This window comes from Amycolatopsis benzoatilytica AK 16/65 (genome assembly GCF_000383915.1).
GTDB lineage: Bacteria > Actinomycetota > Actinomycetes > Mycobacteriales > Pseudonocardiaceae > Amycolatopsis > Amycolatopsis benzoatilytica.
In genome coordinates this window covers 5,423,740-5,448,431 of record NZ_KB912942.1, presented here as the reverse complement: position 1 = coordinate 5,448,431, position 24,692 = coordinate 5,423,740, and the positions used below count along the sequence as shown (strand labels likewise).

Annotated in this window: 23 protein-coding genes; 7 read left to right on the top strand and 16 right to left on the bottom strand. The window is 70.1% G+C overall.

Annotation, left to right across the window (positions count from 1 at the left end):
- Window positions 1-33: 33 nt before the first annotated feature.
- A complete protein-coding gene (locus tag AMYBE_RS46805; protein ID WP_020662134.1) occupies window positions 34-1,179 on the bottom strand; it encodes a GyrI-like domain-containing protein in 1,146 nt (381 codons plus the stop codon).
- Between the two features lie 21 nt (window positions 1,180-1,200).
- The gene (locus tag AMYBE_RS0125015) at window positions 1,201-1,689 is read right to left on the bottom strand and encodes a M15 family metallopeptidase (RefSeq protein WP_020662133.1); all 489 of its coding nucleotides are present in this window, start codon (window positions 1,687-1,689) and stop codon (window positions 1,201-1,203) included.
- Between the two features lie 88 nt (window positions 1,690-1,777).
- Between AMYBE_RS0125015 and AMYBE_RS0125010 the strand changes: the two genes are divergently transcribed.
- Both AMYBE_RS0125010 and AMYBE_RS0125005 read left to right on the top strand, forming a co-directional pair.
- A complete protein-coding gene (locus AMYBE_RS0125010) occupies window positions 1,778-2,452 on the top strand; it encodes a response regulator transcription factor (RefSeq protein ID WP_020662132.1) in 675 nt (224 codons plus the stop codon).
- Between the two features lie 10 nt (window positions 2,453-2,462).
- On the top strand, window positions 2,463-3,524 hold the full coding sequence (locus tag AMYBE_RS0125005) for a sensor histidine kinase (RefSeq protein WP_020662131.1): 1,062 nt from the start codon (window positions 2,463-2,465) through the stop codon (window positions 3,522-3,524).
- Here AMYBE_RS0125005 and AMYBE_RS0125000 read toward each other — a convergent pair.
- From AMYBE_RS0125000 to AMYBE_RS0124985, 4 genes are read right to left on the bottom strand one after another with little or no spacing between them, the layout of a single operon-like run.
- Window positions 3,496-4,593 (bottom strand): UDP-N-acetylglucosamine--N-acetylmuramyl-(pentapeptide) pyrophosphoryl-undecaprenol N-acetylglucosamine transferase, encoded by a 1,098-nt coding sequence (locus AMYBE_RS0125000; RefSeq protein WP_027927978.1) that lies wholly within the window; start codon window positions 4,591-4,593, stop codon window positions 3,496-3,498. The two genes, AMYBE_RS0125005 and AMYBE_RS0125000, sit on opposite strands and share 29 nt — an antisense overlap.
- Before the next feature lie 3 nt (window positions 4,594-4,596).
- Window positions 4,597-5,202: a D-Ala-D-Ala dipeptidase VanX gene (gene vanX / locus AMYBE_RS0124995; protein ID WP_020662129.1), complete on the bottom strand. Its 606-nt coding sequence runs from the start codon at window positions 5,200-5,202 to the stop codon at window positions 4,597-4,599.
- Entirely contained in the window at window positions 5,199-6,200 is a 1,002-nt protein-coding gene (locus AMYBE_RS0124990) for a D-alanine--D-alanine ligase family protein (RefSeq protein ID WP_020662128.1), read from the bottom strand. Before AMYBE_RS0124990 ends, vanX begins: the two co-directional genes overlap by 4 nt.
- Window positions 6,197-7,156: a D-isomer specific 2-hydroxyacid dehydrogenase family protein gene (locus AMYBE_RS0124985; protein ID WP_020662127.1), complete on the bottom strand. Its 960-nt coding sequence runs from the start codon at window positions 7,154-7,156 to the stop codon at window positions 6,197-6,199. Before AMYBE_RS0124985 ends, AMYBE_RS0124990 begins: the two co-directional genes overlap by 4 nt.
- Before the next feature lie 230 nt (window positions 7,157-7,386).
- Here AMYBE_RS0124985 and AMYBE_RS0124980 point away from each other — a divergent pair, with 230 nt between their 5' ends.
- The gene (locus AMYBE_RS0124980; protein ID WP_020662126.1) at window positions 7,387-7,713 is read left to right on the top strand and encodes a putative quinol monooxygenase; all 327 of its coding nucleotides are present in this window, start codon (window positions 7,387-7,389) and stop codon (window positions 7,711-7,713) included.
- Window positions 7,714-7,763: 50 nt separating this feature from the next.
- Here AMYBE_RS0124980 and AMYBE_RS0124975 read toward each other — a convergent pair whose 3' ends face one another.
- Window positions 7,764-8,138 carry a DUF779 domain-containing protein gene (locus AMYBE_RS0124975; protein ID WP_020662125.1) on the bottom strand — a complete coding sequence of 125 codons (375 nt, stop codon included), beginning with the start codon at window positions 8,136-8,138 and terminating at the stop codon, window positions 7,764-7,766.
- 79 nt (window positions 8,139-8,217) lie between these two features.
- Window positions 8,218-9,474, bottom strand: a complete 1,257-nt coding sequence (locus tag AMYBE_RS0124970; protein WP_020662124.1) for a GAF domain-containing protein — start codon at window positions 9,472-9,474, stop codon at window positions 8,218-8,220.
- 174 nt (window positions 9,475-9,648) lie between these two features.
- On the opposite strand from AMYBE_RS0124970, the gene AMYBE_RS0124965 reads away from it, so the two are divergent.
- Genes AMYBE_RS0124965 through AMYBE_RS0124955 form a run of 3 tightly spaced genes read left to right on the top strand, consistent with a single transcriptional unit; the run spans window position 9,649 to window position 12,948 of the window.
- Window positions 9,649-10,926: an iron-containing alcohol dehydrogenase gene (locus AMYBE_RS0124965; protein WP_020662123.1), complete on the top strand. Its 1,278-nt coding sequence runs from the start codon at window positions 9,649-9,651 to the stop codon at window positions 10,924-10,926.
- The gene (locus tag AMYBE_RS0124960; protein ID WP_020662122.1) at window positions 10,923-12,299 is read left to right on the top strand and encodes a MadS family sensor histidine kinase; all 1,377 of its coding nucleotides are present in this window, start codon (window positions 10,923-10,925) and stop codon (window positions 12,297-12,299) included. Before AMYBE_RS0124965 ends, AMYBE_RS0124960 begins: the two co-directional genes overlap by 4 nt.
- Complete coding sequence (locus AMYBE_RS0124955; protein ID WP_020662121.1) at window positions 12,289-12,948, top strand: MadR family response regulator transcription factor; 660 nt, start codon at window positions 12,289-12,291, stop codon at window positions 12,946-12,948. The genes AMYBE_RS0124960 and AMYBE_RS0124955 overlap by 11 nt, the downstream gene beginning before the upstream one ends.
- Window positions 12,949-13,000: 52 nt before the next feature.
- Here the strand turns inward: AMYBE_RS0124955 and AMYBE_RS0124950 are convergent, their stop codons facing one another.
- From AMYBE_RS0124950 to mdo, 5 genes are all read right to left on the bottom strand, one after another.
- Window positions 13,001-13,642, bottom strand: coding sequence for a GPR1/FUN34/YaaH family transporter (locus AMYBE_RS0124950; RefSeq protein ID WP_020662120.1), 642 nt, complete (start codon window positions 13,640-13,642; stop codon window positions 13,001-13,003).
- 183 nt (window positions 13,643-13,825) lie between these two features.
- Entirely contained in the window at window positions 13,826-14,743 is a 918-nt protein-coding gene (gene mftM, locus AMYBE_RS0124945; protein WP_020662119.1) for a mycofactocin oligosaccharide methyltransferase MftM, read from the bottom strand.
- Window positions 14,740-16,251: a VWA domain-containing protein gene (locus AMYBE_RS0124940; protein WP_020662118.1), complete on the bottom strand. Its 1,512-nt coding sequence runs from the start codon at window positions 16,249-16,251 to the stop codon at window positions 14,740-14,742. Before AMYBE_RS0124940 ends, mftM begins: the two co-directional genes overlap by 4 nt.
- Window positions 16,252-16,261: 10 nt before the next feature.
- Window positions 16,262-17,461: an AAA family ATPase gene (locus AMYBE_RS0124935; protein ID WP_020662117.1), complete on the bottom strand. Its 1,200-nt coding sequence runs from the start codon at window positions 17,459-17,461 to the stop codon at window positions 16,262-16,264.
- A 68-nt stretch (window positions 17,462-17,529) separates the two neighbouring features.
- Window positions 17,530-18,822 carry an NDMA-dependent methanol dehydrogenase gene (gene mdo, locus AMYBE_RS0124930; protein ID WP_020662116.1) on the bottom strand — a complete coding sequence of 431 codons (1,293 nt, stop codon included), beginning with the start codon at window positions 18,820-18,822 and terminating at the stop codon, window positions 17,530-17,532.
- Between the two features lie 484 nt (window positions 18,823-19,306).
- On the opposite strand from mdo, the gene nicT reads away from it, so the two are divergent.
- Window positions 19,307-20,440: a Nickel transporter NicT gene (gene nicT / locus AMYBE_RS0124925; protein ID WP_020662115.1), complete on the top strand. Its 1,134-nt coding sequence runs from the start codon at window positions 19,307-19,309 to the stop codon at window positions 20,438-20,440.
- Between the two features lie 159 nt (window positions 20,441-20,599).
- Here nicT and AMYBE_RS42300 read toward each other — a convergent pair whose 3' ends face one another.
- The 3 genes from AMYBE_RS42300 to AMYBE_RS0124910 form a co-directional block, all read right to left on the bottom strand.
- Window positions 20,600-22,054 carry a bifunctional 3-(3-hydroxy-phenyl)propionate/3-hydroxycinnamic acid hydroxylase gene (locus tag AMYBE_RS42300; protein ID WP_084470441.1) on the bottom strand — a complete coding sequence of 485 codons (1,455 nt, stop codon included), beginning with the start codon at window positions 22,052-22,054 and terminating at the stop codon, window positions 20,600-20,602.
- 152 nt (window positions 22,055-22,206) lie between these two features.
- A complete protein-coding gene (locus AMYBE_RS0124915) occupies window positions 22,207-22,881 on the bottom strand; it encodes a fasciclin domain-containing protein (protein WP_020662113.1) in 675 nt (224 codons plus the stop codon).
- 115 nt (window positions 22,882-22,996) lie between these two features.
- Window positions 22,997-24,583: a molybdopterin-dependent oxidoreductase gene (locus AMYBE_RS0124910; RefSeq protein WP_020662112.1), complete on the bottom strand. Its 1,587-nt coding sequence runs from the start codon at window positions 24,581-24,583 to the stop codon at window positions 22,997-22,999.
- Window positions 24,584-24,692 lie beyond the last annotated feature (109 nt).

The following is a 24,692-nucleotide window of genomic DNA, read 5'->3' as shown; positions in this document are numbered from 1 at the left end:
GGCAACTGCCTGGCAGTTGCCGCGCTTTCTGCGTCAGGCGTCCTTCACCGGCTGCCGCAGGACGGTCTTGAGCTTCTCCGGCGCGGTGCGCCGCGGGTCGCTCAGGTAGATCTCGTGATGATCGCCGTTGAACGTGAGCTGGTGGCTCGGCAGATACTCGCGGTGCAGCCGGTCCAGCGTCGGCGCCTCGTCGTCGTACGAGCCGACATGGAGGATCTGGACGCTCTTCCCCTCTTCGAGCGTGCGCAGCCGCAGTTTGGCGAGTGCCGCGTTGTCCTTTTTCTTCGCGACGCTCTCGACGGCGCGCTGGACCATCTCCGCGGTCACCCAGTCCGGCTGGCTGATCATCATGGTCCAGTCCCACTCTTCTTTGCGTCGGGTGAGGAACACTGACGGGTCCTTCGCGCGCCACAGTCCTTCCAGCGGCCCGACAACGCTGTCTTGGCCGAGTGTCTTCTTGCAGGCGAACTTCACCGCGTACGCCACTCCGTACAGCGCTTCGACCGCGTTCACGTACTCCGGCGCGGTGTTCGGGTCGCCATGGCCGTCGACGGCCAGGTATTGGAGCGCAGGCACGTCGACGACGGAGAACTCGTCCTTCGGAGGCGCGTACAGCGCCCGGTGGGCCTTCTTGACGTCGTATTTCTCCAATGTTGTCTCCTGGGTGAGCACGCCTTCGGTCCAAGCGAGGTCGGCGGTGAGCATGGCCTCGCTGTAGTCGAAAATCGCCGCGGCGGCCGCGGGAAGCGGCTCCTGTGCGGAACGGGTCGCCTGGACTTCGGCGATCTGTTCGCGCAACGCGGCGAGCCGCGTGGTGAGGCCGGCCGTGACGTCTGCGTCCGGCAAGCCCGGGCTGTTGGCCATCGCGATGAGCACGCGTGCGCGGACCGGGGTAAGCGCCGCGAGCGCTTCGCGGGTGGCGTCCGCGCACTGGGTTCGGCCGGACTCGGTCGCCTGGAAGGTGGCGCGCGACTTTCCGGACCGCGGTGCGCCGACTGCTTCGATCAGGCCGCGCTTCGCGAGCTTGTCGAGCAAGTAGTAGATGGACGAGAAACCGAGTGCGGTCCAAGAGCGGATGCCGCGTTGTTCGATCACTTGCTCCAGCTCGTACCCGTGCCGAGGCTGCTCGACGAGCAGGCCCAGCACGGTCAGCTCGGCGTCGGTGAGGGACACGGCCATATTCTAGCACTAGAATATGGGTCAGTTCAGGCGCGGATCCTCGGACGGGTCGGCGTACATCGGCGGGCAGCCGTGCTCGATCGCCTCGGGGCGCAGTTCGTAATGCCAGGGTTCGTTGCGATAGATCTGGCACAACCCGTACCGGGCGCCGTGCCGCGAAAGCCACGCCTGCGCGGCAGCCGGTCCGAGGTCGATCGCCTGCCCGCGCACGTGCGCGGATTTGTCCGCGGTGGCCACCCACCGAGCGGCTTCCTCCTCGGAGCCGTACTTGGCGATCGCCTTGCGGCGCAGATGATTCTGGTAGGCCGGGGATCGCCAGCCGCTGTTCACCCGGAACTCGACCCCGTCCGCCACGGCGTCCTTCGCCGCCTCCTGCAGCGCGACGCGGAAACGAGGGTCGAGATTCGCCACCGCCGGAACGTTCGAGAAGACTGTCGTGCCGGGCGGGATCGCGCCATCGGCCTCGCCGAGTGCGGTGGCGGTCGTGGTGGCTGCTTCGCTGCGGGTCATGCGAAGCAGTGAAGGCAAGCCGGCGTTGCCAGCGCGTACGCGGTTTCGGATATGCCAGCGATACCCGCCGACGCGTAGGTTCGAGGACATGCGCGTGCTGATCGTCGAGGACGAGCCCTATCTGGCCGAGGCGATCCGGGACGGGCTGCGGCTGGAAGCGATCGCCGCCGACCTGGCCGGCGACGGAGACACCGCGCTGGAGATGCTGCGCGTCAACAGCTACGACATCGCGGTGCTGGACCGGGACATCCCGGGCCCGTCCGGCGACGAGATCGCCGGGCACGTGGTCGCGTCCGGCAGCGGCCTGCCGATCCTGATGCTGACCGCCGCGGACCGGCTCGACGACAAGGTCTCCGGGTTCGAACTCGGTGCCGACGACTACCTCACCAAGCCGTTCGAACTGCGCGAGCTCGTGGTCCGGCTGCGCGCGCTGGATCGCAGGCGGGCGCACAGCCGGCCGCCGGTGCGGGAGATCGCCGGCCTGCGGCTGGACCCGTTCCGCCGCGAGGTCTACCGGGACGGCCGGTACGTCGCGCTCACCCGCAAGCAGTTCGCCGTGCTGGAAGTACTGGTCGGCGCGGAGGGCGGCGTGGTCAGCGCCGAGGAGCTGCTGGAGCGGGCCTGGGACGAGAATGCTGACCCGTTCACCAACGCCGTCCGGATCACCGTCTCGGCACTGCGGAAACGGCTCGGCGAGCCATGGCTGATCGCGACCGTCGCCGGGGTCGGCTACCGCATCGACGCCGGAGACGCGCGTGGCTAGGCGAAGCGGGATGAGCGTCCGGCTCAAACTGACCCTGAGCTACGCCGGTTTCGTCATGGTGGCGGGGGTGCTGCTGCTCACCGCGGTGGCGGTGTTCCTGGTGAACTATCAGGAACTGGCGCTGCGCACGATGACCATCCTGATTTCGCCTTCGGGGCCGTGGCTGCTGCGCTCGTTCGCGCCGTACGCGGCGCTCGTGATGGGCCTTCTGCTGATCTTCGGCCTGGTCGGCGGATGGTTCCTGGCCGGCCGCATGTTGTCCCCGCTGACCCGGATCACCGCGGCGACCCGGAAAGCGGCGACCGGGTCGCTGTCGCACCGGATCGAGCTGGAAGGGCGGGAGGACGAGCTCCGCGAGCTCGCCGACAGCTTCGACGCGATGCTCGCCCGGCTCGAAGCGCAGGTCGCGGAGCAGCGCAGGTTCGCCGCGAACGCTTCGCACGAGCTGCGCACTCCGCTGGCGATCACCAAGAGCCTGCTCGACGTCGCCCGTGAAGACCCGGAGCGTGAGGGCGGAGAGCTGGACGACCGGCTCCGGACGGTCAACGCCCGCGCGATCGAGCTCACCGAGGCGCTGTTGCTGCTCAGCCGCGCCGAGCAGCGTTCCTTCCCACGTGAGTCAGTCGATTTGTCGCTAGTGGCCGAGGAAGCGGCCGAGACGCTGCTGCCGCTCGCCGAGAAGCACGGGGTGACCATCGAGACGGCCGGGGACATCACGTCGGTGATCGGTTCGCGCTCCTTGCTCCTGCAGATGACGACGAACCTGCTGCACAACGCGATCGTCCACAACCTGCCTGGCGGGGGCACCGTCGAGCTGCGCACCGCGGTCCGGTTCGCGGCCGGGGTGCTCGTGGTCGAGAACACCGGGGAGCCGGTCAGCGCTCAGCTGGTGTCGACGCTGACCGAACCGTTCCAGCGCGGGACCGAGCGGATTCGCCGGGACCACGCCGGGGTCGGGCTCGGGCTGGCGATCGTGAAAAGCATCGCGCAGGCGCACGACGGGGTGCTGACGCTGGATCCGCGCACGGCGGGCGGGCTCCGGGTCACCGTGCAGTTGCCCGCCGTTCGCTGATCGCGGCCAGGACGTGGCGGGCGAGCTTCGCGGCGGCGTCCGGGGTTCCGGTGCCGGCGGCGCGGGCGGCCATCGCGGCGAGGCGGACGGGATCGGTGAGGACGGGCAGCAGTTCCGATTCGAGCCAAGCGGGGGAGAGAACCGCGTCGGCGACGACCCGGGCCGCGCCGGACGCGACGGCGGCCACCGCGTTCAGCCGCTGTTCGCCACGTCGGTCGGGAAGCGGGACGAACGCGGCAGGCAGCCCGACGGCGGCCAGTTCGGCGCAGGTCATCGCCCCGGAACGGCAAAGAACGAAGTCCGCGGCGGCGTAGGCGTAATGCATTTCGCCGACATACGGGACCACCACGTACGGCGGGTCGCCGTCGGGAGCCGCGACGGCGTGTCGCCGTCCGGTGATGTGCAAGACCTGCACACCGGCGGCCTGGAACGCAGTGGCGGCGACCGCCGCGTTGATCGTCTGCGCGCCTTGCGAACCGCCGGTGACGAGGAGGACCGGGCCGTCCGGCCGGAGCCCGAACCGGCGGCGAGCCTCGTCTCGCAGGGCGGACCGGTCGAGGGCGGCGATCGCCGGCCGCAGCGGGATCCCGATCGGGGTGCCCCGCAACCGCACTGCCGGCGAAGCGGTGTAGACGTGCGGCGTCATCCGGGCGGCCAGTTGATTCGCCGCGCCCGCCCGGATGTTCGCCTCGTGCACCACGATCGGGATGCCCCGCCGCCGCGCGGCGAGGTACGCGGGTGCGGCGACGTAGCCGCCGAAGCCCACCACGATGTCCGCGCGCACCCGGTCGAGCACTGCCCCGGCCGCGCGCACGGAATCGCGCAAGTCGACGGGCAGGTGCAGGAGGGCCCGGTTCAGCGCGCGCGGCAGCGGGACGGGCGGGATGAGTTCCAGCGGGTAGCCGCGGGCCGGGATGAGGGTCGTGTCCAGGCCGCGCACGGTCCCGAGCGCGGTGATCTCGGCGGCGGGGGCCAGCTCGCGCAGGGCATCGGCGAAGTTCATCGCGGGTTCGATGTGCCCGGCCGAGTGGCCGCCCGCGATCACCACCCGAGGTGCTGGGTTTTCCATCGCCTACGCGACGAAATCGAAGTAGGTGTCCGGAAAGGGCTCGTCGCGCAAGGTGTAGTGCCACCATTCGTACTGGTACGCGGCGAAGCCGCAGTCTTCCATGATCGAGCGCAGCTGCCGCCGGTTCTCCGCCTGCGCCGGGGTGACCTCCGGCGCGTCGTGGTGCGAGACGGAATCCATCAGGTCGTGACCGCCGCCCATCGGGAGCAGTTCGCCGGTGGACAGCCGATACAGCGTCAGGTCGACCGTGCTGCCCCGGCTGTGGCCCGATTTCGCCGCGACATAGCCGCGTTCGAACATCTCGGTCTTGCTGATGTTCGGATAGTGCCGCAGTTTCGTGCGGCCGTCCTCCGGCTGCCGCGACCACCGCAGGAAGCTGTCCACCGCGCGCTGCGGGCGGTAGCCGTCCCAGAGCAGCAGGCCGAAGCCGAGCGTCGCGGCCTTCTCCTGCGCTCTCTCCAGCCCCGCGCACAACGCTTTCGTACCGACGATCCGGTTGGTCAGGTAGCCCTCGACCGGCTTCCCGGTGAAGTTGTCCCAGGTGGCGTACTTGGCGTCCCAGCGGATTCCGGGCGCGGCCTCGTCGAGAAAGACGAAGTCGTTCTTCATCGCGTCTCCAGCGCCAGCGCCACCAGCCGGTCCAGCACCTCGGACATCGGCATCCCCGCGGCGGCCATCATCCGCGGGTAGCGGCTGTAGGAGGTCAGGCCCGGGAAAGTGTTCACCTCGTTGAGCATCACCGTGCCGTCGGCCAGCAGGAACAGGTCGACCCGGGCAAGCCCTCGGCAGCCCAGCGCACGGTAGATCGCTCGCGCGGTCTGCTGGACGCGCTCGCGCGCCTCGGCGGAAATGTCGGCGGGAACAGTGATCACCGAGTTCTCGGAGCCGGTTTCCGGGGCGTCCTCCTGGTGGATCTTGAAAAAGCCGTGCGACAGGTGGATCCGGTCCGGTTCGCCGACGATCAGGTCCGCGCCGTTACCGAGCACCGCGCAGCCGACCTCGCTGCCCTCGACCGCTTCTTCGACGAGGATCTTCGCGTCGTACTGCGCGGCTTCCGCCACCGCCGCCGCCAGCTCTTCCGGGCCGCTCACTTTGGTGACGCCGAACGACGAACCGGACCGGGCCGGCTTGACGAACACGGGATAGGGCAGCTGATCGACGTCCGCGGTGCCGATCCAGAAGTTCGGCGTCGCGATGCCCGCGGCGCGGACCACCAGGTAGGCGAGCGATTTGTCCATGCACAGCGCGGAACTCGGCACGTCGCAGCCGGCGTAGGGGAGGCCGGACAGCTCCAGCAGGCCCTGGATCGCGCCGTCCTCGCCGAGCTTGCCGTGCAGTACCGGCAGCACCACGTCCAGCGGGATCGCCTCGTACTTGCCCTCGTCCAGGACGAGCAGCCGACCGCCTGGCGCCAGCGCGGCCGGACGGGCGTCCGCCCACGACGGGCCGTCGCAGAGCCGCCATTCGCCGTCTTGCGTGATCCCGATCCAGAACGGCTCGTAGTTCGCGAGGTCGAGGTGCTTCGCGACTTCCCGCGCGGACTTGACCGAGACCGGGTGCTCCTCCGAGCTGCCGCCGAACAGGACGCCGATCTTGATTTTGCTCATGCGCTCATTCCCTTTTCGAATTCCAGGCAGTTGAGAAGGCTGTTTTCCACCGCGTCGCGCAACGCTCGGTCGGTGTAGTAGGCGGTGTGCGGGCTGATCAGCACGTTCGGCAGCTTCCGCAGCCGGGCCAGGATCGGGTTTTCATCGGGCTGGTCCCGGCAATCGGCGTAGAAGGTCCCCTCTTCGCCCTCGACGACGTCCAGCGCGGCACCGCCCAGCCGGTCGGCTTCCAGCGCTTCCAGCAGTGCCTCCGTGTCGACAAGTCCGCCGCGCCCGGTGTTGACCACGAACGCGCCGGGCCGCAGCCGTGCGATCCGTTGCCGGTCAAGGAGATGCCGGGTGTCCGCGGTGAGCGGCGCATGCAGCGTCACGAGGTCGCTGCGGCGGAACAGCTCGTCCAGCGGGACGTACTCGGCGGCGGTGCCTTGGCGGAGGTCATAGGCCAGGATCCGGCAGCCGAACCCGCGCAGCCGGTCGATCACCGCGGCACCGATGCGTCCGGTCCCGACCACGCCGACGGTGAGATCGCGCAGCTCTTTACCGGGCAGCTCGCTCAGCCGGTAGTCCCGCGCGTCCGCGCGGGACACGACGGATTTCATGCTGCGCAACGACATCAGCATCAACATCACGGCGTAGTCGGCGACGCTGTCCGGCGAGTAGGCGACATTGCCGACCGAGAGCCCGACGCTTTCCGCGTACCGCAGGTCGAGATGGTTGTAGCCGATGCTGCGGGTGGAGAGGTAGCGGACGCCGACACGGCTCAGTTCGCGCAGGACCGCGTTGCTGACCGGCGTTTTGTGCCCGACGCTGACGCACCGGTTTCCGCTGGCCAGCTCCACCGTGGCGACCGAAATCGGGTCCGCCGTGATCGTTGGCCGCACCCCGAGCCGGGGCGCGGCCGCCAGGGCCAGTCCGGCCTCGTCCGGCCCGCAGCCGTAGAGCGTGATCCCCGTCATGGCTGCCAGTCAAGACAGCCGGGTGTTGCCAGCGCGTATCCGGTTTCCGATACGCCAGCGATATATGCGGCCGGAGCGGGCGACGTCGTGGACGAGTTCTTCTCCAGGACGGAGCGAGTGCCCGATAGCTGGCGGAGCAGAAGGGATCCCGGGTTTTCGCGCGGGGAACCGAGCCGGATGCGCGCAAGCGGAGGACAGCAGGACCCGTCTGTGGCTGCAATACTCCAGTCATGATCCTGATCGTTCTCAAGGCACAGATCCGTCCCGAGAAGCGAGCCGAATGGCTGGCCGGCATCGAGCAGTACACCGCCGCCGTGCGCAGCGAGCCGGGCAACGTCTCCTTCGACTACTACCAGAACGGCGGCGACGAGAACGCGTTCGTCATCGTCGAGGTCTTCGCTGACAGCGCGGCTGGCGACGCGCACGTCGCGACCGCGCACGCACAGGAATTCTTCCCGTTCATGGCGACGGTCGTCGCGGCGAAGCCCCAGATCAACTACCAGAACCTGGAAGGGGAGGCCTGGTCGGAGATGGCGGAGGTCACGCCGGTCGACTGAGTGGCATGGCCGTGCCGGGGGGCCGGTCGTCAACCCGGCACGAACAGGCGTCACGACCCGACTCGCCCGCCCGCGTCCGGCAGCACTCTCGACCGGACCTGAAACCGGACTCCTTCGGGGGCTTCGAGGGAGAATGCGTTTCCACGACCGGGCACGACATCGACAGTCAGGTCGTTGTGCCGCCAGTGCTCGTACTGGTCGGCGCTCATCCAGAAGGGCGTGCCGCCGGCCAGTTCGCCGATCAGCACGTCGGAGCGGCCCAGCCGGAATTCGCTGTGCGGATGACACATCGGCTCGGTTCCGTCGCCGAGGCCGCCGGTCTGCTGGACCATCAGCGGGCCGTGCCGCTGGCGCAGCCGCAGGATCAGGTCCTCGGCGGCCCGGGTGATCCGCACCCGGACGACCGGCCCGGATTGTCCTTCCACCGTGTCCCCTTCCTCGTCGCGTCACCGTGACGAGGCTCACGATCCGCCCGGAAGGTTGGCACGGAGTTGGGACCCGGAGTCACTCCTGCCGGGCGACCGCGAGCCGGCCGGCGGCGATCGCCCGGCGAGCGTCGGTGCGGGCCAGCGAACCGAGTGCGTGCTCGTGGATTTCCGCGTCGTACCAGGCACGCTCGCCGTAGGCCAGCGCGTGCTCCGGCGCGTCGCTGGTCAGCACCGCTTCGCGCATGGTGACTTCGAGGTGGTCCCGCCAGCGCACGATGCCGGGTGCCTCCGACTGCGGCAGCAACGGGCCGCGGTACAGCCGCACGGCCGCGTCCAAGTCCCGGCGCTCCAACGCCGCCAGCACGTCCACGGCGTCGCACTCGATCGGCACGGTCGAGGCGTAGCGCCGGGCGGTGAGGATGCCGCCGAGAGCGTTGCGCAGGTGCGACGCCTCCGCCCGCACCGTCGTCGTGGTGACCATCCGGTCGCCGTACAGCGCTTCCCGCAGCGCGTCGAGGGTGAACCCCTCCGGCTGCAGCGCCAGCAGCGTCAGGATCTCCAGCTGCCTCGGACGCAGGTTCAGCGCCACCCCGTCCCGGACCGCGGCGGCCACCCCCAGCGCCGACACCCGCAGTCCGGCGGACGACACCGCGGGCAGCCCGGATTCGATGGCCGAGACCAGCGACCGGACCGTCGACATCGCCAGCGGATGCGAACGGTCCCAGGTGCTCGACAGGTCGAGGACGCCGAGCACCTGGCCGCGCGCGTCTCGGATGGGCGCGCAGTAGCAGACCCAGCCGTGCAGCGCGGCCACCAGGTGCTCCGCCGAGAAGACCGCGCTCGGCCGTCCGGTGCGCAACGCGAGCGACAGCGCGTTCGTGCCCATCGCCGTTTCGTCCCATCGCCCGCCGGGGGCGAAGTTGACCTGCTCGGCCCGCCGGCGCATCACCCGGCCGCCGCAGGTCCACAGGATCGTGCCGGTCTCGTCGGTGACCGCGGCGATGAAGCCGGCGTCGTCGGCGACAGTCCGCAGCTCGTCCGCCACGCGCTCCACCGGCTCGCGCAGCGGCGACCCGGTCCAGCGCGGCCGGACGACGCCGCCGTCGGTGACCGGCGCGCGGTCGGTCGCCGGGTCGACAGTCGGCAACGACCTGATCCACGATTCGGTGACCTCGTGGCGGAGCAGGAGGTCACCGGCCTCCGCGCGGGGCGCAGCCTGCCGCAGCCGGGGCACTACCTCCGCCCACTGCTGTTCGAGATCGATCCTGCGTCGTCGAAGCGAATCGAGTTCGTGCATTGACATCCCGACGTCGTCGTCTTGCGTGCCGGTCATCCATCCTCGCAAGCCGCCGCACCGTTCGCACCTGTCCGATCGGGCAGGTGCGAACGGCCGCGAAGGAGGGGTAAGGGCCGTCGGCGAGCGCTTACCCTGGAGAGTCCTCCGTTCGGCGGAGGAGGGGTTACGCTCGTGCCCGCATCACGTTCCTCAGCAGGTCGGGAGGTCCCGATGCTCCGACTCGCGGAAGGCCGTGCGAACACCATGGAACACGGGGCGGGCGAGGACCGGCGGTCCGCCGGCCAGCCGGAAGAGCTGACCGGTCCCCAGATCGTCGGCGCGCACACCGCGCGCGAACCCGGGCAGCTGGCGAAGTTCCACGCCCCGGAAATCGTGTTCGGCCCCGGTTCGCTGGCCGAGCTCGGCCACTGCACGCTGCGGGTCGGCGCGCGCCGGCCGTTCCTGGTCACCGATCCCGGGCTGATCGAGGCGGGCTGGGTCGACGAGGCGATCGGGCACCTGCGGCTGGCCGGGCTGCAGCCGGTCGTCTGGCACGGCGTCACGCCCAACCCCAAGGACCACGAGATCCAGAGCGCCTTCGAGCACTACCGCGAAAGCGGCAGCGACGTGATCGTCGGCCTCGGCGGCGGGTCCTGCATCGACGCGGCGAAGGGCGTGGCGATCCTGTCCGGCAACGGCGGGCGCATCCTCGGCTACGAGGGCGTGGACAAGGTCGTGCACCCGATCCCGCCCACGGTCATGGTGCCCTCGACCTCGGGCACCGGCGCGGACGTGTCGCAGTTCGCCGTCGTCACCGACACCAGCCAGCACGTGAAGATCACCATCATCAGCCGGACGCTGGTGCCGGAGATCTCGGTGATCGACCCGCGGCTGCTCACCACGATGCCGGACCTGCTCAACGCGGCGACCGGCCTCGACGCGCTGACCCACGGCATCGAGGCGTTCGTCTCCAAGGCGCACAACCCGCTCACCGACAACCACGCGCTGCAGGCGGTCGGCCTGATCACCCACAACCTGCTGCGCACCCAGCTCAAACCGCGCGAAGCCGAGGCCCGGATGGCGATGGCGCAGGGTTCGCTGGAGGCCGGGATGGCCTTCACCAACGCGATCCTCGGCGCCACCCACGCGATGAGCCATCAGGTGGGCGGCCTGCTCGACGCACCGCACGGGGTGGTCAACGGGGTGCTGCTGCCGCACGTGATCCGGTTCAACGCCGCGCGCGAGCCGGAGCGGTTCGTTCCGCTCGCCGCGGCCGCCGGCATCGACACCGCTGGCCTGCCCGGGCTCGAAGCCGCGCACCAGCTCGCCGACCGCGCCCGCCAGCTCGCCGACGAGGTCGGCGTGCCGCGCGGCCTGGCCGGGCTCGGCGTCACCGAGGACAAGATCGCCACGCTCGCCCGCACCACGATGAAGGACGCGTGCCTGGCCACCAACCCGAGACAGGCCCGGGTGGAAGACATCGAGGCGCTGTTCCGGGCGGCGCTGTGAACGATCCCGAGCGAGCCGCGGCCGACCTGGGCGTCCTGACCGGGGTGCGGTCCGGCAAGCGGTCGTTCTACCCGGAATACATCCGCTCGACCGAACGGGTTTCGCGGGCGGTCGAAGCGCTCGACGGCATCTCCCGCGCGCTGGTGCGCACCGCGGAGGGGCCGCGCGCGCTGGTCGAAGCGGTGCTCCGGGCGGCGTCGGAGCACCTGCAGGCGGACTGGCTGCTGCTCGCGGTCGCCGACGGTGCGTTGCGCGCGGCCCGGCCGAGGTTCGTGCTGAACATCGGCGGGACGATCGTCGACGACCGGGCGGAGGTCCCCGACGAGGTCCTCGAACACCTCGACGTGCTGCGGACCCGGCCGTGGGAGCTCGACACGTGGCCGCACCGGGACGGGCTGGTCCGCGCGACGATGACGCTGGACGACGAGCCGGTCGGCGGGATCGTCGCCCGGCCGGCGCCAGGGCTGGAGGTGGCCGCCACCGACGTCGCCATCCTGCGGGTGCTGGGCAACCAGGCCGCGGTCGCGCTGCACAACTCGTTCCTGTTCCATGCCGCCGCCCAGCTGCGCGGGCGCACCGAACGACTGTCCGAGGCCGCCGAGCGCCAAGCCCGCGACCTCGCCGCGCGCAGCGCCGAACTGGCGCACACGCAAGAACGTCTGGTCGAGGTCATGCAGCGGCAGGTGCTCGACGACGAACGGCACCGGATCGCCCGTGAACTGCACGACAGCGTGACGCAGTCCGTGCTGGGCGCGGGCATGACGATCGAGGTGTGCCGGGCCGAGCTGGCCGCGCTGGGCGGCCGCGCCGCGGAGATCGCCGAGCAGCTCGCACCCGCCAAGGACCTGACCCGGCAGGCGGTCGAGCGGCTGCGCGCGTCGATCTACGCGTTGCACCACACTTCCGGCGAAACCCCCGGGCCGTTGCCGGTTCTGCTGGAACGGCTGTCCACTGTGCACGGATTGACCGAGTTGTCGGTCCAGGTGCGGGTCGCGGGCAGTCCGGTGGCGCTGCCGCCGCGCGCGGAACAGTCGATCGTGCGGATGGCGGGCGAGGCGCTGTTCAACGCGGCCGCGCACGGCAAAGCCGGTCGCGCGCTGGTGCGGCTGCAGTACCGGCCGGACGGCTCGGCCGTGGTGATCAGCGTGTCCGACGACGGCGACGGCGATCCCGCGCAGATCCGCCGGGCGCTGCGGCTGACGAAAGCGGCGGACCTGTCCGGGAGGCACCGCGGCCTGGCGAACATGCTGGCCAGAGCGGAGGAACTGGGCGGGGAACTGACCATCCGCCGCTCCCGGATGGGCGGGATCCGCCTGCAGGTGCGGGTGCCGCTGCCGGTGCCGGCGGAATGGGAGGTGACCGATGACGGCTGAACAGACCGCGCCCGCCGGCCCGGTGCGGATCGTGCTGGTGGACGACCACGCGATCGTCCGGCAGGGCCTGCGCTCGCTGCTGGAGCGCGAAACCGACCTGCAGGTGGTCGGCGAGGCAGGCGCGGTGGACGAGGCGCTGGCGGTGATCGAGTCCGTCCGGCCGTCGATCGTGCTGCTCGACCTCAAGCTGTCCACCGGCGCGGACACCGAAGGGCTGGACCTGTGCGCCCGGCTCACCCGGCGTTATCCGGACCTGGGCGTGCTCGTGCTGACCACGTTCCTCGACGACGCGCTGGTGGTCGACGTGGTCCACCACGGCGCACGCGGCTACGTGGTCAAGGACGTGGACACCACCGAGCTGCTGCGCTCGATCCGCGCGGTGGCGCGCAACGAAAGCGCTTTCGATTCGCGGTCCGCGGCGGCGATGGTGCGCTCGATGCGGATGAGCAGGGAACGGCCGTCGTTCACCGACCGCGAGCTGAGCGTGCTGCGGCTGCTCGCGGGCGGGCTGAGCAACCGCGTCATCGGCGGCAAGCTGTACATCTCCGAAACCACGGTGAAGTTCCACGTCCGCAACATCATGCGCAAGCTCGACGCCAGCAGCCGGGCGGAAGCGGTCTACGAAGCCAGCAAGGCGGGCGTGATCTGAAACGGCCGGCCCGCCGCGGAAGGCGCCACGCGACGGACCGGCCGGACCGGGTTCAGCCGACCAGCGGACGGCCGAGCGGGAGCCCCTTTCCTCCGGTGGCCAGCGAAGCGACGTGGAAGAACAGGTAGACGCCGACTGCGACGAACGCGAACACTCCGGCACCGCCCGCGGTCTGCAACGACGCCGAGCCCTGCGCCGTCGCGGTCAGCACCAGCGCGAGCGCCACGTCGACGAGCGCGAACAGCAGCGTGAACGCCAGCGGCAGCCGGAGCGTGGCGAGGGTGAGCAGGACGATGGTGACCAGCCACGAGACCAGGAAGAGCTCCTGCGTCGCCGTGACGTCCGCGGCCGGCAGCGCGAACCAGCCGTGCAGCAAGCCGAAGACCAGCACCGCGTAGCTGAGCCAGAATCCGGAGAAGACGCCGAAGATGCCGGCGACCGCGTTCTGCCCGAGCGCCGCCGCCCACACCGCCGCCACCAGCTGGCCGATCCCGGTGGCGACGAGGATGATCGCCAGCGGCGCGCCGACGGCGGCGGCCGGGACGAAGCCGACCAGCGTGAGCCCGAGCGCGATCGAGCCGACGAGGAAGGTCGGCACCCCGATCAGGGCCGGATCTCCGCCGAGCGGCGAGGGCACCGGGTCCGGTTCGGCGGCCGCGTGCGAAACGGGGACGTCGATTTCCGCTGCAGTCATCACTTCCTCCTTAGGTCGCGTCTCAGTTGGCTGGGGTGCCGAGATGCCGCACGGATGTCCGTGAAGGGCCCCTTGAGGGACTTGGATTCCCGCAGGGGGCCCCTCACGGACGAGTCCGCCCGCCCGGTCAACCGCACCAAACGAGACTTCCTCCTTAGTGCGCCGCGCACCGTTGCGCGGCAGTCAACGGGGATGCAGGACGAGCCAGCCGCCGTGGTGCTCGTGCACGCTGAACCGGCGGCCCGAGCGGGCGCCGAGCTCGTGCAGCGCGGGCAGGTCGAAGACCCGGACGTGTCCGTAGGCTTCGGCGGGCTCCTCCTCGAACGGCACCGCGATCACCACCGGGCCGCGCGCCAGCCGCACCGCTTCGCGCACGACCTCTTCCCCGGCGTCGGCGTCCAAGTGCTCCAGCAGGTGCAGCAACGTCACGGTGTCCGCCGAGGAGTCCGGCAACGGCAGCCGGGCCGCGTCGCACACGAGCGTCTCCAGCGGGAGCCTCCGCCGGGCCGCGACTGCCTCCAGCAGTTGCATGGCGCCTGCCGACACATCCGAGGCGACCACCTCGTTGCGGCCGCGTTCGGCCAGCAGCAAAGCGAAGAAACCGAAGCAGGAGCCGAGATCCAGTACCCGGCCGGGCGGGGTGAGACGCAGCGCGTGTTCGTAAACCGGCGCGAACCCGGCGATCACCGAGCGTCCGGGCGCGGCCGCCGGCTCGCGCAGGCACGCGCGAATCCGGTCGAGGGTGTTGTCGTAGAACCTCAGCCACGCCCGCACCGGGTCGTCCACAGTGGACTTAACGACACCGGTGAACGCGTGCTCGAAGACCTCCGCGCCGGACAGCCAGCCGGGCGCGAAGAGCTCGTCGGCCAGCAGGCCGGCCAGGTCGTTGTCGAGCCGCTCCGGCCGCAGCCGGTGGCGCAGCTCCACCCGGCGGCCGTCCTTGTGCAGGCTGAAGTGCTCGGTCCGGACCAACGGTTCGGGGCCGTCCTGCCCGGTGGTGTCCCGGACCACGGTGAGCGGCCGCGCGAAGTACGTCCCGGGCAGCACGGGGGCGAGCGGATCGAGGTAGCGGCCAGCGGTGCTCGGCGCGGTCGTCGTCATGCCAGCACGTCCTCGGTCAGCCGGAACGCCGCCCGGTCGAGGCCGGCCAGGTCCGCGACCACCTGCACGTGGTCGCAGAACTCCGCGTACGCGGGCAAATCGCATCCGCCGAGCCGCCACGAATACCGCGGCTCCGGCGTCAGCCACAGGGTTTGCCGCACCCGCCGGGTGATTTCCTCGAACACCTCGATCTTCGGGTCGTTGCCGTTGCCGCGGCCGTCCCCGAGCACCAGCAGCGTGGTGCGCCGGTTCAGCGCCGCACTGTGCTCTTCGACCAGCTGCTCGAACGCGCGCCCGTAGTCGGAGTTCGCGTCGACGTCCAGCAGGCCGCCCGCGGGCAATCCGTCGAAAACCAGGCCCAGCGCCCGTTCGAGCGGGTGTTCGGCGAACAGCTCGGTGATCTCGGCCGGCTCGTCGACGAACGCGAACGTCCGCACCTGGCCGAAGAGCGACTGCAGGCCGTGCACCAGGTGCAGGGTGAACCGGGCGGTGGCGCGCACCGACAGCGAAACGTCAGCCAGCACCAACAACCGGGGCTTGTCCTCGGCCCGGGTAACCGTTACCGGGCGGAACGGCACGCCGTCGTAGCGCATGTTCCGCCGCATCGTGCGGGCCGGATGCACCCGGCCGCGCAGAGTGTTGCGTTTGCGGCTGGTCAGCGCGCCGCGCAGGGTGTGTGCCAAGCGCCGCAACGACTCTTCCAGCTGCGCGCGCTCGCGTTCGTCGACCCGCTCGGCCCGGGCCGCCTCCACCACCCGCGTTTCCACCGCCGCCTCGGCGAGTTCGGCCAGCTTCTCCAGATGCCGCCGCAACAGCTCCGGAAGGTTCTCCAGCACACCGGCCAGCCCCGGCGGCAGCTGCTCGCCGTCTTCCTCCGCGTCGTTCAGCCAGCCGAGGAGGGCGTTCTCCTGTGCCACGGTCAGCTCGACGTCGAGCCGGTGCCCGGTAGCGGGCGCGAGTTTGCCGGGCACGCCCGCGTTGTGCAGCGACGACGTCTCCAGCTGGACGCTCGGCGCAGCCGCGCCGCCGGACGCGCTGTCCTTCGAAAGCACGATCTCGTCGGTCATCGCGGCCAGGTCGATTTTGTTCGCTTCCTGGTGCAGGTTGTACTGCTGGGCCAGGTCCTGCTGGTCGAAATAGTCCCGGATGTCGGCGGGCTTGCCGTGACTGTGCCCCTGTTCGGGCGTCTCGGAGGGCTCCGCCGACACGGTGAAGGTTTCGAGTTCCCCGGTGTCGGACAGATCGTCGTGGCCGTGCCCGTGCCCGGTTTCCTCGCGCAGCCGCTCGATCTCCCGCAACGAGAAGTAGGCGTCGAACGCTTCCTCGAACAATTCGTCGTCCCGCTGGTCTTTGATCAGCGTCAGCCGCAACGCCTCCCGCAGCGTGGCGCGCTCGGCGAGAACCCCGGCCTGGGCGGCCGCGCGCATCGCGTCGGTCGCCTCGGAAACCGACATCCGCAAGCCGAACAGGCGCAGCAGGCGCACGAACCGGTGCAGACTGTTCTCCACCGCCGCCGCCTCAGACCGGACGCCGGCGGGTGAACGCCTCGAACGCGCGTCCGCCCTGGCCGCCGCTGGACCGCTGGGCCGGGCCGGCGCCCGGAGAACCGTAGTAGTTCTCGTCGTGGCGGCCAGGCTGATCCTTGGCCAGCCGCGCAGCGCGGCCTCCGTCGTCCTCGTCGTGCGCATGACCGTCGTGCTGGTGCCCGTGTTCGTGGCCGTGCCCATGGCCGTGGCCATGACCGTGGCCGTGGCTGTGCGGCAGTTCGGCGGGCAGTTCCCGGTTCGGGTCGACCAGGTCCGGCAGCACCCGCAGCGCGCGGCCGAGGTCGCGTTCGTACTTCAGCACCACGTTCGCGGTCTCGGCGAGGATTTCCGGCGAAAGCTCCTCGACGCCGAGCACGGCCAGCGTGCGGGCCCAGTCGATCGTTTCGGAGATGCTCGGGCTCTTGCGCAGCCGCAGCCCGCGGAGCTTCCGCACCACCTCGACGAGGGTGTGCGCGGCCGCGTCGGGCAGCCCGGTCTTCTTCGAACGCAGGATCTCCAGCTCGCGTTCGGCATCCGGGTAGTCGAGGAACAGGTGCAGGCAACGCCGCTTCAACGCGGCGGAGAGGTCACGCGTGTTGTTGGAGGTGAGCACCACGAGCGGCGGGACCTTCGCGGTGTAGGTGCCGATCTCCGGCACCGACACCTGGTACTCCGCGAGGCATTCCAGCAGCACCGCCTCCAGCGCTTCGTCCGCCCGGTCCACCTCGTCGATCAACAGGACCGCCGGTTCCTCGCCGCGCACCGCCTCCAGCAGCGGCCGCGGCGCGAGGAAGTGGTCGGAGAAGAACACGCTGTCCTGCGCGTCGATCCGGGCGATCGCACTGGCCAGATCCGGCGCGTCGGCGATCACGTCGCCGATCTTCTCGCGCAGCATCTGGATGTAGAGCAGCTGCTTGCCGTAGTCCCACTCGTACAGGGCTTTCGTCTCGTCCTGCCCCTCGTAGCACTGCAGCCGCAGCAGCCGGCGGCCGGTGACGGTGGCCAGCGTCTTGGCCAGCTCGGTCTTGCCGACGCCGGCCGGGCCCTCCAGCAGCACCGGTTTGTCCAATGCGGACATCAGGTAGACGGTGGCGGCCAGCCGGCGGTCCGCGATGTAGCCGGCGCCGGCGAACCGGTCGGCCACCTCTTCGATCGAGCCGAACCGAGCGTGGTCAGGGGTTGCGGTGGGCACGTCGCCTCCGGTGCGTCGAAGTCGGGAGGAAGCGCGGCGGGGCCGGAGCAGGGCCCCGCCGCGCGGGATCAGCCGAGCAGGTCGTCGAGGTCGCCGTTGAGGCAGTGGTCGACGACCGGACGGACCGTGTCGAAGGTGCACTCCTTCGCATTGCCGGGAGTGCACGCGTCGCCGAGGACGTGGTTGGTGATGCGGTCGACGTCGGTGTCGTCGCCCTTGATCACCTTCGCCCGCTCGTAGTATTTGGTCGGGCCCTGGCCCAGCCGGTTCTTCGAGTAGGAGTCCGCGGTGACGTCGGTGAACTTCTCCGGGATGCCCACGTCGCGCAGCAGCCGGATCGCCGCCGCCAGCGCGGCGTCAGCGGCCTGCACGTCGGTCTTGCCGTAGGTGTCGACGCCGAGTGCCTCGGCGATGTCGGCGAACCGCTTGTACGCCGCCGGCATGTTGAACGCCCACACCCGCGGCAGCGCGATCGCGTTGTTCAGGCCGTGGTGAGTGTCGTAGAAGGCGCTGACCGCGTGCGAGATCGAGTGGATGATCCCCAGCCCGCCGGAGTTGAACGCCTGCGCGGCGATGTACTGGGCGTACATCATCCCTTCGCGACCGGCCAGATCCTGGCCGTTCCACACGGCGGCACGCAGGTTCTGGCCGGTCAGCTTGATCGCGTGCAGCGCGTTGCCCAGCGACGGCTCGAAGTTCAGCCGGGACACATACGGCTCGGAGGCGTGCGCCAGCACGTCGAAACCGCACTGCGCGGTGTAGTCGATCGGGCAGTCGTAGTAGAGGACCGGGTCGTCGATCGCCAGCGTGGTCACGGACGCGTCGTCGAACGCCACGTACTTGTGCGGGTTGTCCGGGTCGGTGGTGGTGTCGGTGATGACGTAGGCCCAGGACGTCTCGGAACCGGTGCCCGCGGTGGTGGAAACCGCGATGTGCGGCGGGTTCTTCGGGTTCTCGGACTTGTTGAAGCCCTCGAAGTCGTTGACGTTGCGTCCGTCGTGCGCGACCGAGATGCGCGCGCCCTTGCAGGCGTCGTGCGAGGAACCGCCGCCGATCGAGACGAACGAATCGCACTTGTTCTCCTGGTACAGCGTCACGGCGTCCATGACGTTGTAGTCCTTGGGATTCGACTCCACCTGGTCGTACACGACGACCTCGAGACCGTGGTACTTCATCGACTCCACGATCTTGTGCACGATGTCCGTCCCGCGCAGGCCGGACGTCATGACCAGCACCTTCTTGAAACCCATCTTGAGGGCTTCCGGCCCGATCAGCTCGTGCGAGCCGGGGCCGAGCAGCGCCCGCGGGAACGGGTGGAACTCCTTGATGGGGAACGGTTTCAACAGCTCATCGACCTGCATGATCGCACTGGTCCTCTCCGCACGTCCGGCGGACGTGCGTGCGGCGGGCGGCTGCTCCGGAGGGAGCACGGACCTCCGAAAGCTAGGCGCCGCGGCGCGGTCCGGGAACCCGCTGCGGACCGATCCCGGCCGACTGGCACCATGGCTCGGCACGATCGGACGGGGCCGGCCTGCCCGATCGGTCAGGTGCGCGGCCGCGGCCTCGGAAAGCGGTGTGCGGGAATCCGCCGCACCCGCGCCGCGTTCCCGAGTGCGTCCGGTCCGTCCGCCGCACCTACCGCAGGCGAAAGGCTCGCGCACCTGTCCATCCGGGCAGTTCCGCCGCGACCGGAAGCACGGCGAGCCGCGGCTCCGGCCGGACCTATCGTCGAGACCCGGCGGAGGAACGGGCTCCGGCGGTGCGGTGATTCGATACGGCGGCGGGGGAGCCGCCGCCGGAACATCCAGCGGGCGACCGGATGCCCGGGAACCGAGGTGGTGCCTGATGAGTTCGATCGCGAATGCTCGCCCGGCGACGCGCCGGGCGTTGTCTCGTCGCGAACGCGCGCACGTCGGCGGGATGGCTGCCTTCATCGTCCTGCTGCATGTGGTCGGCTGGGGCGTGCTTCTCCTGCTGGTCGTTCCCGGCCATTACCGGATCGGGGCGGGCGTTTTCGGAGCCGGCACCGGGCTGACCGCCTACCTGCTCGGGCTGCGGCACGCCTTCGACGCCGACCACATCGCCGCGATCGACAACACCACGCGCAAGCTGATCGCCGAGGGCAAGCGTCCGCTCTCGGTGGGATTCTGGTTCTCGCTCGGGCATTCCACCGTCGTGGTGGTACTGACGATTCTGCTCGCGTCCGGGATCCGGACGCTGGGAATCGAACTGACCGACGACGGATCCCGGCTGCGGCAGTACGGCGGGCTGATCGGAACCGTCGTGTCCGGCGGGTTTCTGTGGCTGCTCGGAATCGTCAACCTGGTCGTGCTCGCCGGGATCGTGCGCGTCTTCCGCCGGATGCGCCGCGGCGAGTACGACGAAGCCGCGCTCGACACGCATTTGGACAACCGCGGCTTCCTCAACCGGATTCTGCGCCGGACGATGCGCGCGATCTCCGCGCCGTGGCAGATCTACCCGGTCGGCATCCTGTTCGGGCTCGGCTTCGACACGGTCAGCGAAATCGCCCTGCTGGTCTTGGCGGGCACCAGCGTGGGTGCCGGCCTCCCGTGGTACGCGGTGATGTGCCTGCCTGTCCTGTTCGCGGCGGGCATGTCGCTGCTCGACACGATCGACGGGTCGTTCATGAACTTCGCCTACGGCTGGGCGCTGTCGCAGCCGCTGCGCAAGGTCTACTACAACCTCACGCTCACCGGACTGTCCGTCGCGGTCGCGCTGCTCATCGGCACCGTCGAGCTGCTTTCGGTACTGGCCGAAAAGCTCGGGCTGACCGGCGGGCTCTGGGACTGGGTCGCCGAACTGGACGTGAACCGGATGGGGTTCGGCATCGTCGGAGTGTTCGCTCTCGGCTGGGCCGTCGCGATCGCGGTGTGGAAGCTGGGCCGGCTCGAGGACAAGTGGCCGGTGCCCGCCGTCGAAGAAGCCGCTTGCGGCGAGAAGCGCGACCGCACCCGCTGACCCGCTCTCGAACGGCGGCCGCCGTAGGCGGCACCCGCCGGAAAGCGCGATCGTCCGTGATCCGCGTCGCGTGAATTGCTCCGACGAGGTGGTCCTTCCGGCCGATCGTCGGTTTCCGTGCGCCGTCGACCGGTGCGGCCGCGCCGTCGCGACCCGCCTTCAGCCCAGGTTTGCCGGGTATTCCCTTGTGCGGTACGGAGGTATCGCCGCGCAGAGAGCGTCCAGGTCGCGGCCGGCGCTGTGCACCGTCGCGTCGGGACGGATCACTGCGGCGTACGCGAAGCCACGGCGCAGCCAGCGGTAGAGCGGGCTCCTCGGCCGGGCCACCACGAGCACGGCTCCGCGCTTTTCGATGTCCGCTCGCTGCGCGGGCGACGGCTCGGCGGCGCAGATGACGGCGAACCGGCCGGCTGTCACCTCGTCGAGGCGTCGACGGCCGTCAACCGGTGCGTTGGGGCATTGCCGTCCGGCCAGGGAACGCCTCAGGCGCGGGCGCGCCACCAGCGCGGAACGGCGGAGGGCGGGGGTTTCGGTTGCGAGCACGCGTCTGCGCAGCCCAGGTACGAGGTGCAGGCGGGGTGCGGCGACGCGACGGAGCAGGCCACCGAATTCACCGCCTTCGGTCATCGCGGCACCCATCAGCTTGGCGAGCCGGATCATGGCGGTGGCGTGGGGTTTGCGCTCTGTTTCGTAGCTGTCGAGAACGGTTTCGCTGAGCGTCCCGTCAAGCACGCCGGCGAGCTTCCACGCGAGGTTCATCGCGTCGCGCATCCCGGCGCCCATGCCCTGGCCGATGAACGGAGGGGTGAGATGGGCGGCGTCGCCGAGGAGGAAGACCCGCCGGTCCCGCCAGCGGTCGGCGACCTGGGCGCGGAAGGTGTATTCGGCGACGCGGACGATCTCGAAATCGTCGGCCAGTACGTCCCCGGTCCACGGCTTGATCAACGGGAGCAGCGCGGCCGCCGCGCGGTAGTCGTCGGCCGTTTCGCCTTCGGCCAGCTGGAATTCCCAGCGGTAGCGGTTCTGCCCGATCCGCATGTAGGTGGCGGCGCGGGCCGGGTCGGAGACCTGGTACACCCCTTCCCAGACGCCGAGTTCGGCGTCGGTGCGGAGGTCGACGACCAGCCAGCGCTGAGTGAACCCGAGGTCGCGCATGACGGCGCCGACCGCGGTGCGGGTCAAGCTGTTCGCTCCGTCGCAGCCGAACACGTACTGCGCGAGCACCGAGTCCGGCCGGCCGGCCGAATCGGTGAACGCGACCCGCACGCCGCCTGCTTCCGGGGCTAGCGAGGCGACCTCCACGCCGCCGCGCATCGTGACCGCGGGGTGCCGGGTGAGGCCCGCGCGCAGGAGCGCTTCCAGTTCGGGCTGGTCGAACATGCTGGCCTCGGGGTAGCCGTGCCTGCCGTGCGCCGCGTCCCGCTGGAATTCCGCGAGCACGTGCAGATTCCGGTCGACGAGCCGTAACCCGTTGCAGCGGGTCCCTTGCGGGACTTGGGTTCCCTGAAGGGGCCCTTCACGGCTTTGGGTGTCCCGTGTGGAGAGCCGGTGGCTCTGGTTGATGTCCGCGAGGGGTCCCTTGCCGGACTTGGATTCCCTCAAGGGGCCCTTCACGGACTTCACCTTGCGTACCGGTTACCGCGGCTGTCCCTCACGGAATTCAGTATCGGGCAAAGAAAGACGGCCGTTCCGGCTCCAGGGTGGCGGGTGGAGCCGGAACGGCCGTCCGGGGTCCGGGCCGTCCGTCGGCGGCCCGGTTGCTGAGGTCAGTTCTTGTTGGTGCCCGGGGTGAGGACCTTGTCGATCACGAAGACGGTGGCGTTCTTGGTGGGGATGTTGCCGCAGAGGATCTTGGCGCCGTTGACGGTCATGTTCTCGCCCGAGCCTTCGATCTTCAGCGGACCACCGCTGGCGTTGAGCGAGTTGAGCGTGCCCGCGGCGGCGAGGCCCTTGGCGTCGTAGCGCTTGCCGACGACGTGGTACTGCAGGATCGGGGCCAGCTGGTCCGGCTTTCCGGCCAGTTCCTTGAACTTCGCGTCACCGAGGGCGGCGAAGGCCGGGTCGGCCGGCGCGAACACGGTGATGCCGGGCTGGCTGTTGAGCGTGTCGACCAGGTTCGTGGCCTTGACCGCGGCGACCAGCTTGGTCAGCAGCGGGTTGGTCGACGCGGCCGAGGCGACCGGCATCGGGCCCATCGAGTCCAGCGACCCGGGCGCGGAACCCTGCGGCAGCTGGGAGCAGGCCGGACCGAAAACATCGGCGTTGGTGGTCACGCCGTCGCCGGAACCGCTAGCCATGCTGGAGGAAGGCGCGGCCATCGACGAGGGGGCCATCGAGCTGCCGGAGTTGCCCGAGGAGGCGGTGTCGCTGCTGCCGCACGCGGTCAGGGTCAGCGCGGCGGCCGCGGTCAGGCCGATGCCAGCAATACGAAGCTTGGTCACGGAAATTCACTCCCATTGTTTTGCGCGGCTGAGGCTGCCGACTCGGCGAGAACCTCTTGTTGCTGGTGATTCGGTGCCCGGGGGAAACCGGTTTGGTCGATCGGAAAGAAATTTTTCAGGCGGCGGTGAAGGTGACGTTGTGCCAGCCGGTCGCGCCGTCGGGGACGGTGCCGGCGCGCTGGTCGGTCTGGGTGTAGCCGGACTTGTCCGTGGCGCGGCAGAACACCTGGTGCACCCCGGACGGCAGGTCGACCTCGGCCCACCACATCCGCCACGTGTTCGGGTTGACCTCCTGCGAGAGCATGGCTTCCTGCCACGGTCCCTGGTCGACGCGAACCTCGACCTTCTCGATCCCGGTGTGCTGCGCCCACGCCACGCCTGCGACTCGTACCTTTCCCTTGGCCACGTTGGCGAACCCGCGGTGGGAATCGATGCGCGACTCGGTCTTGATCGGGGCCTCCCGCGCCCAGCCCCGTTTGAGCCAATAGGCCTGGCGCGCCGCCCACGTCGTGACTTCGATGTCGACCACCCATTTCGTCGCCGAGACGTACCCGTACAGGCCGGGGGTGACCAGCCGAGCCGGGAACCCGTGCTCCAGCGGCAGTGGTTCGCCGTTCATCCCGATCGCGAGCATCGCGCCGCGGCCGCGGTCTTGTGCGGCGGCGACCGGGGTGCCCGAGGTCCAGCCGTCGACGCTGGTGCAGTAGAGCTGCTCGGCACCGGGTTTGACGCCGGCTTCGGCGAGCAGGTCGGCGAGGTCGACCCCGATGAAGTTCGACGTAGAGACGTAGTCGCCGCCGACCTCGTTGGACACGCACGTCATAGTGACGGTGCGTTCGACCAGGGGCCGGTTGCGGATGTCGCGGTAGCTGTAGCGGATCTCCCGGTCGACCATGCCGTGCAGGCGCAAGCTCCAGTCCTCGGTCCGCACCTGCGGCACCGACAATGCCGTGTCCACCCGATAGAACTTGCCATTCGGGGTCAGGAACGGCGGCGTGCCCAGTTTCGCGAAATCCGCGTCGGCGGGGATCGCCGGCGCGGTCCGCGCGGGGATGAGCTTGCCGACCGCTTCGCGGGAGGCAGTGGCATCGCGGGACGAGCTGATCAGCTGGCCGCCCAGCCCGGCCGCGCCGGCGCCGACGACGACCCCGGCACCGCCTAGCAGGAACGCCCGCCGCGACGTGCCGGACTTGTCGCCGGATTCCGGGTCTCGCCACCCTCTCGGTGCGATTCGGTGCAGCAGCAGGAAGACGGCGACGCCCACGACCAGGCTGGCGATCGGCGCGAGGAGCGCCACCGCGGTCAGGTCCGGCCGCTCGAAGACGGCGAAGGCGCCGACCAGGCCGAACAGGGCGATGAGCGCGATGCCGGGACGTGCGGACCGTCGCGAAAGGACACCCGCCAGCGCCGCGACGGCCACCAGGACCACGGCCATGCTGCTCAGCAGGACCAGTTTGTCGTAGGTGCCGAACGTGCGGACGGCGAAGTCCTTCAGCTGGACCGGGGTGAGGTCGATGGCGCCGTTGCCCACCGCGAGGTAGGGGGAGGCGTTGACATTGATGAACCCCGCGACCAGGTGGCCGGCCGCCAGCGCCGCGGCGAGCGCTAGGACGCCGGTGAACGCGGCCGCGAAGAACCGCAGCCGCGTTCGCTGTGGCGGGGCGGAGTCCTCGGACGGGAGAGTCTGCTTGGTTGCGGCCATATCTGTGGTTCGGACCCGCGCCGCGACGGTATGGGTCCGGTTGTCCCGGCGACACCAGCGGTAGCTCGAACAGGTGATGATCGACACGGTTCGGAGATCCGGACCAATA

Bases quoted from the DNA above. Each gene is read 5' to 3' on its own strand.
- AMYBE_RS0124950 (WP_020662120.1), bottom strand. From the start codon at position 13,642: ATGACTGCAGCGGAAATCGACGTCCCCGTTTCGCACGCGGCCGCCGAA.
- AMYBE_RS0124910 (WP_020662112.1), bottom strand. From the start codon at position 24,583: ATGGCCGCAACCAAGCAGACTCTCCCGTCCGAGGACTCCGCCCCGCCA.
- AMYBE_RS0125015 (WP_020662133.1), bottom strand. From the start codon at position 1,689: ATGACCCGCAGCGAAGCAGCCACCACGACCGCCACCGCACTCGGCGAG.
- AMYBE_RS0124970 (WP_020662124.1), bottom strand. From the start codon at position 9,474: ATGACCGGCACGCAAGACGACGACGTCGGGATGTCAATGCACGAACTC.
- nicT (WP_020662115.1), top strand. From the start codon at position 19,307: ATGAGTTCGATCGCGAATGCTCGCCCGGCGACGCGCCGGGCGTTGTCT.
- AMYBE_RS0125010 (WP_020662132.1), top strand. From the start codon at position 1,778: ATGCGCGTGCTGATCGTCGAGGACGAGCCCTATCTGGCCGAGGCGATC.
- AMYBE_RS0125000 (WP_027927978.1), bottom strand. From the start codon at position 4,593: ATGGAAAACCCAGCACCTCGGGTGGTGATCGCGGGCGGCCACTCGGCC.
- AMYBE_RS0124985 (WP_020662127.1), bottom strand. From the start codon at position 7,156: ATGACGGGGATCACGCTCTACGGCTGCGGGCCGGACGAGGCCGGACTG.
- vanX (WP_020662129.1), bottom strand. From the start codon at position 5,202: ATGAAGAACGACTTCGTCTTTCTCGACGAGGCCGCGCCCGGAATCCGC.
- AMYBE_RS0124990 (WP_020662128.1), bottom strand. From the start codon at position 6,200: ATGAGCAAAATCAAGATCGGCGTCCTGTTCGGCGGCAGCTCGGAGGAG.
- AMYBE_RS0125005 (WP_020662131.1), top strand. From the start codon at position 2,463: ATGAGCGTCCGGCTCAAACTGACCCTGAGCTACGCCGGTTTCGTCATG.
- AMYBE_RS46805 (WP_020662134.1), bottom strand. From the start codon at position 1,179: ATGGCCGTGTCCCTCACCGACGCCGAGCTGACCGTGCTGGGCCTGCTC.
- mftM (WP_020662119.1), bottom strand. From the start codon at position 14,743: ATGACGACGACCGCGCCGAGCACCGCTGGCCGCTACCTCGATCCGCTC.
- mdo (WP_020662116.1), bottom strand. From the start codon at position 18,822: ATGCAGGTCGATGAGCTGTTGAAACCGTTCCCCATCAAGGAGTTCCAC.
- AMYBE_RS0124955 (WP_020662121.1), top strand. From the start codon at position 12,289: ATGACGGCTGAACAGACCGCGCCCGCCGGCCCGGTGCGGATCGTGCTG.
- AMYBE_RS0124980 (WP_020662126.1), top strand. From the start codon at position 7,387: ATGATCCTGATCGTTCTCAAGGCACAGATCCGTCCCGAGAAGCGAGCC.
- AMYBE_RS0124965 (WP_020662123.1), top strand. From the start codon at position 9,649: ATGCTCCGACTCGCGGAAGGCCGTGCGAACACCATGGAACACGGGGCG.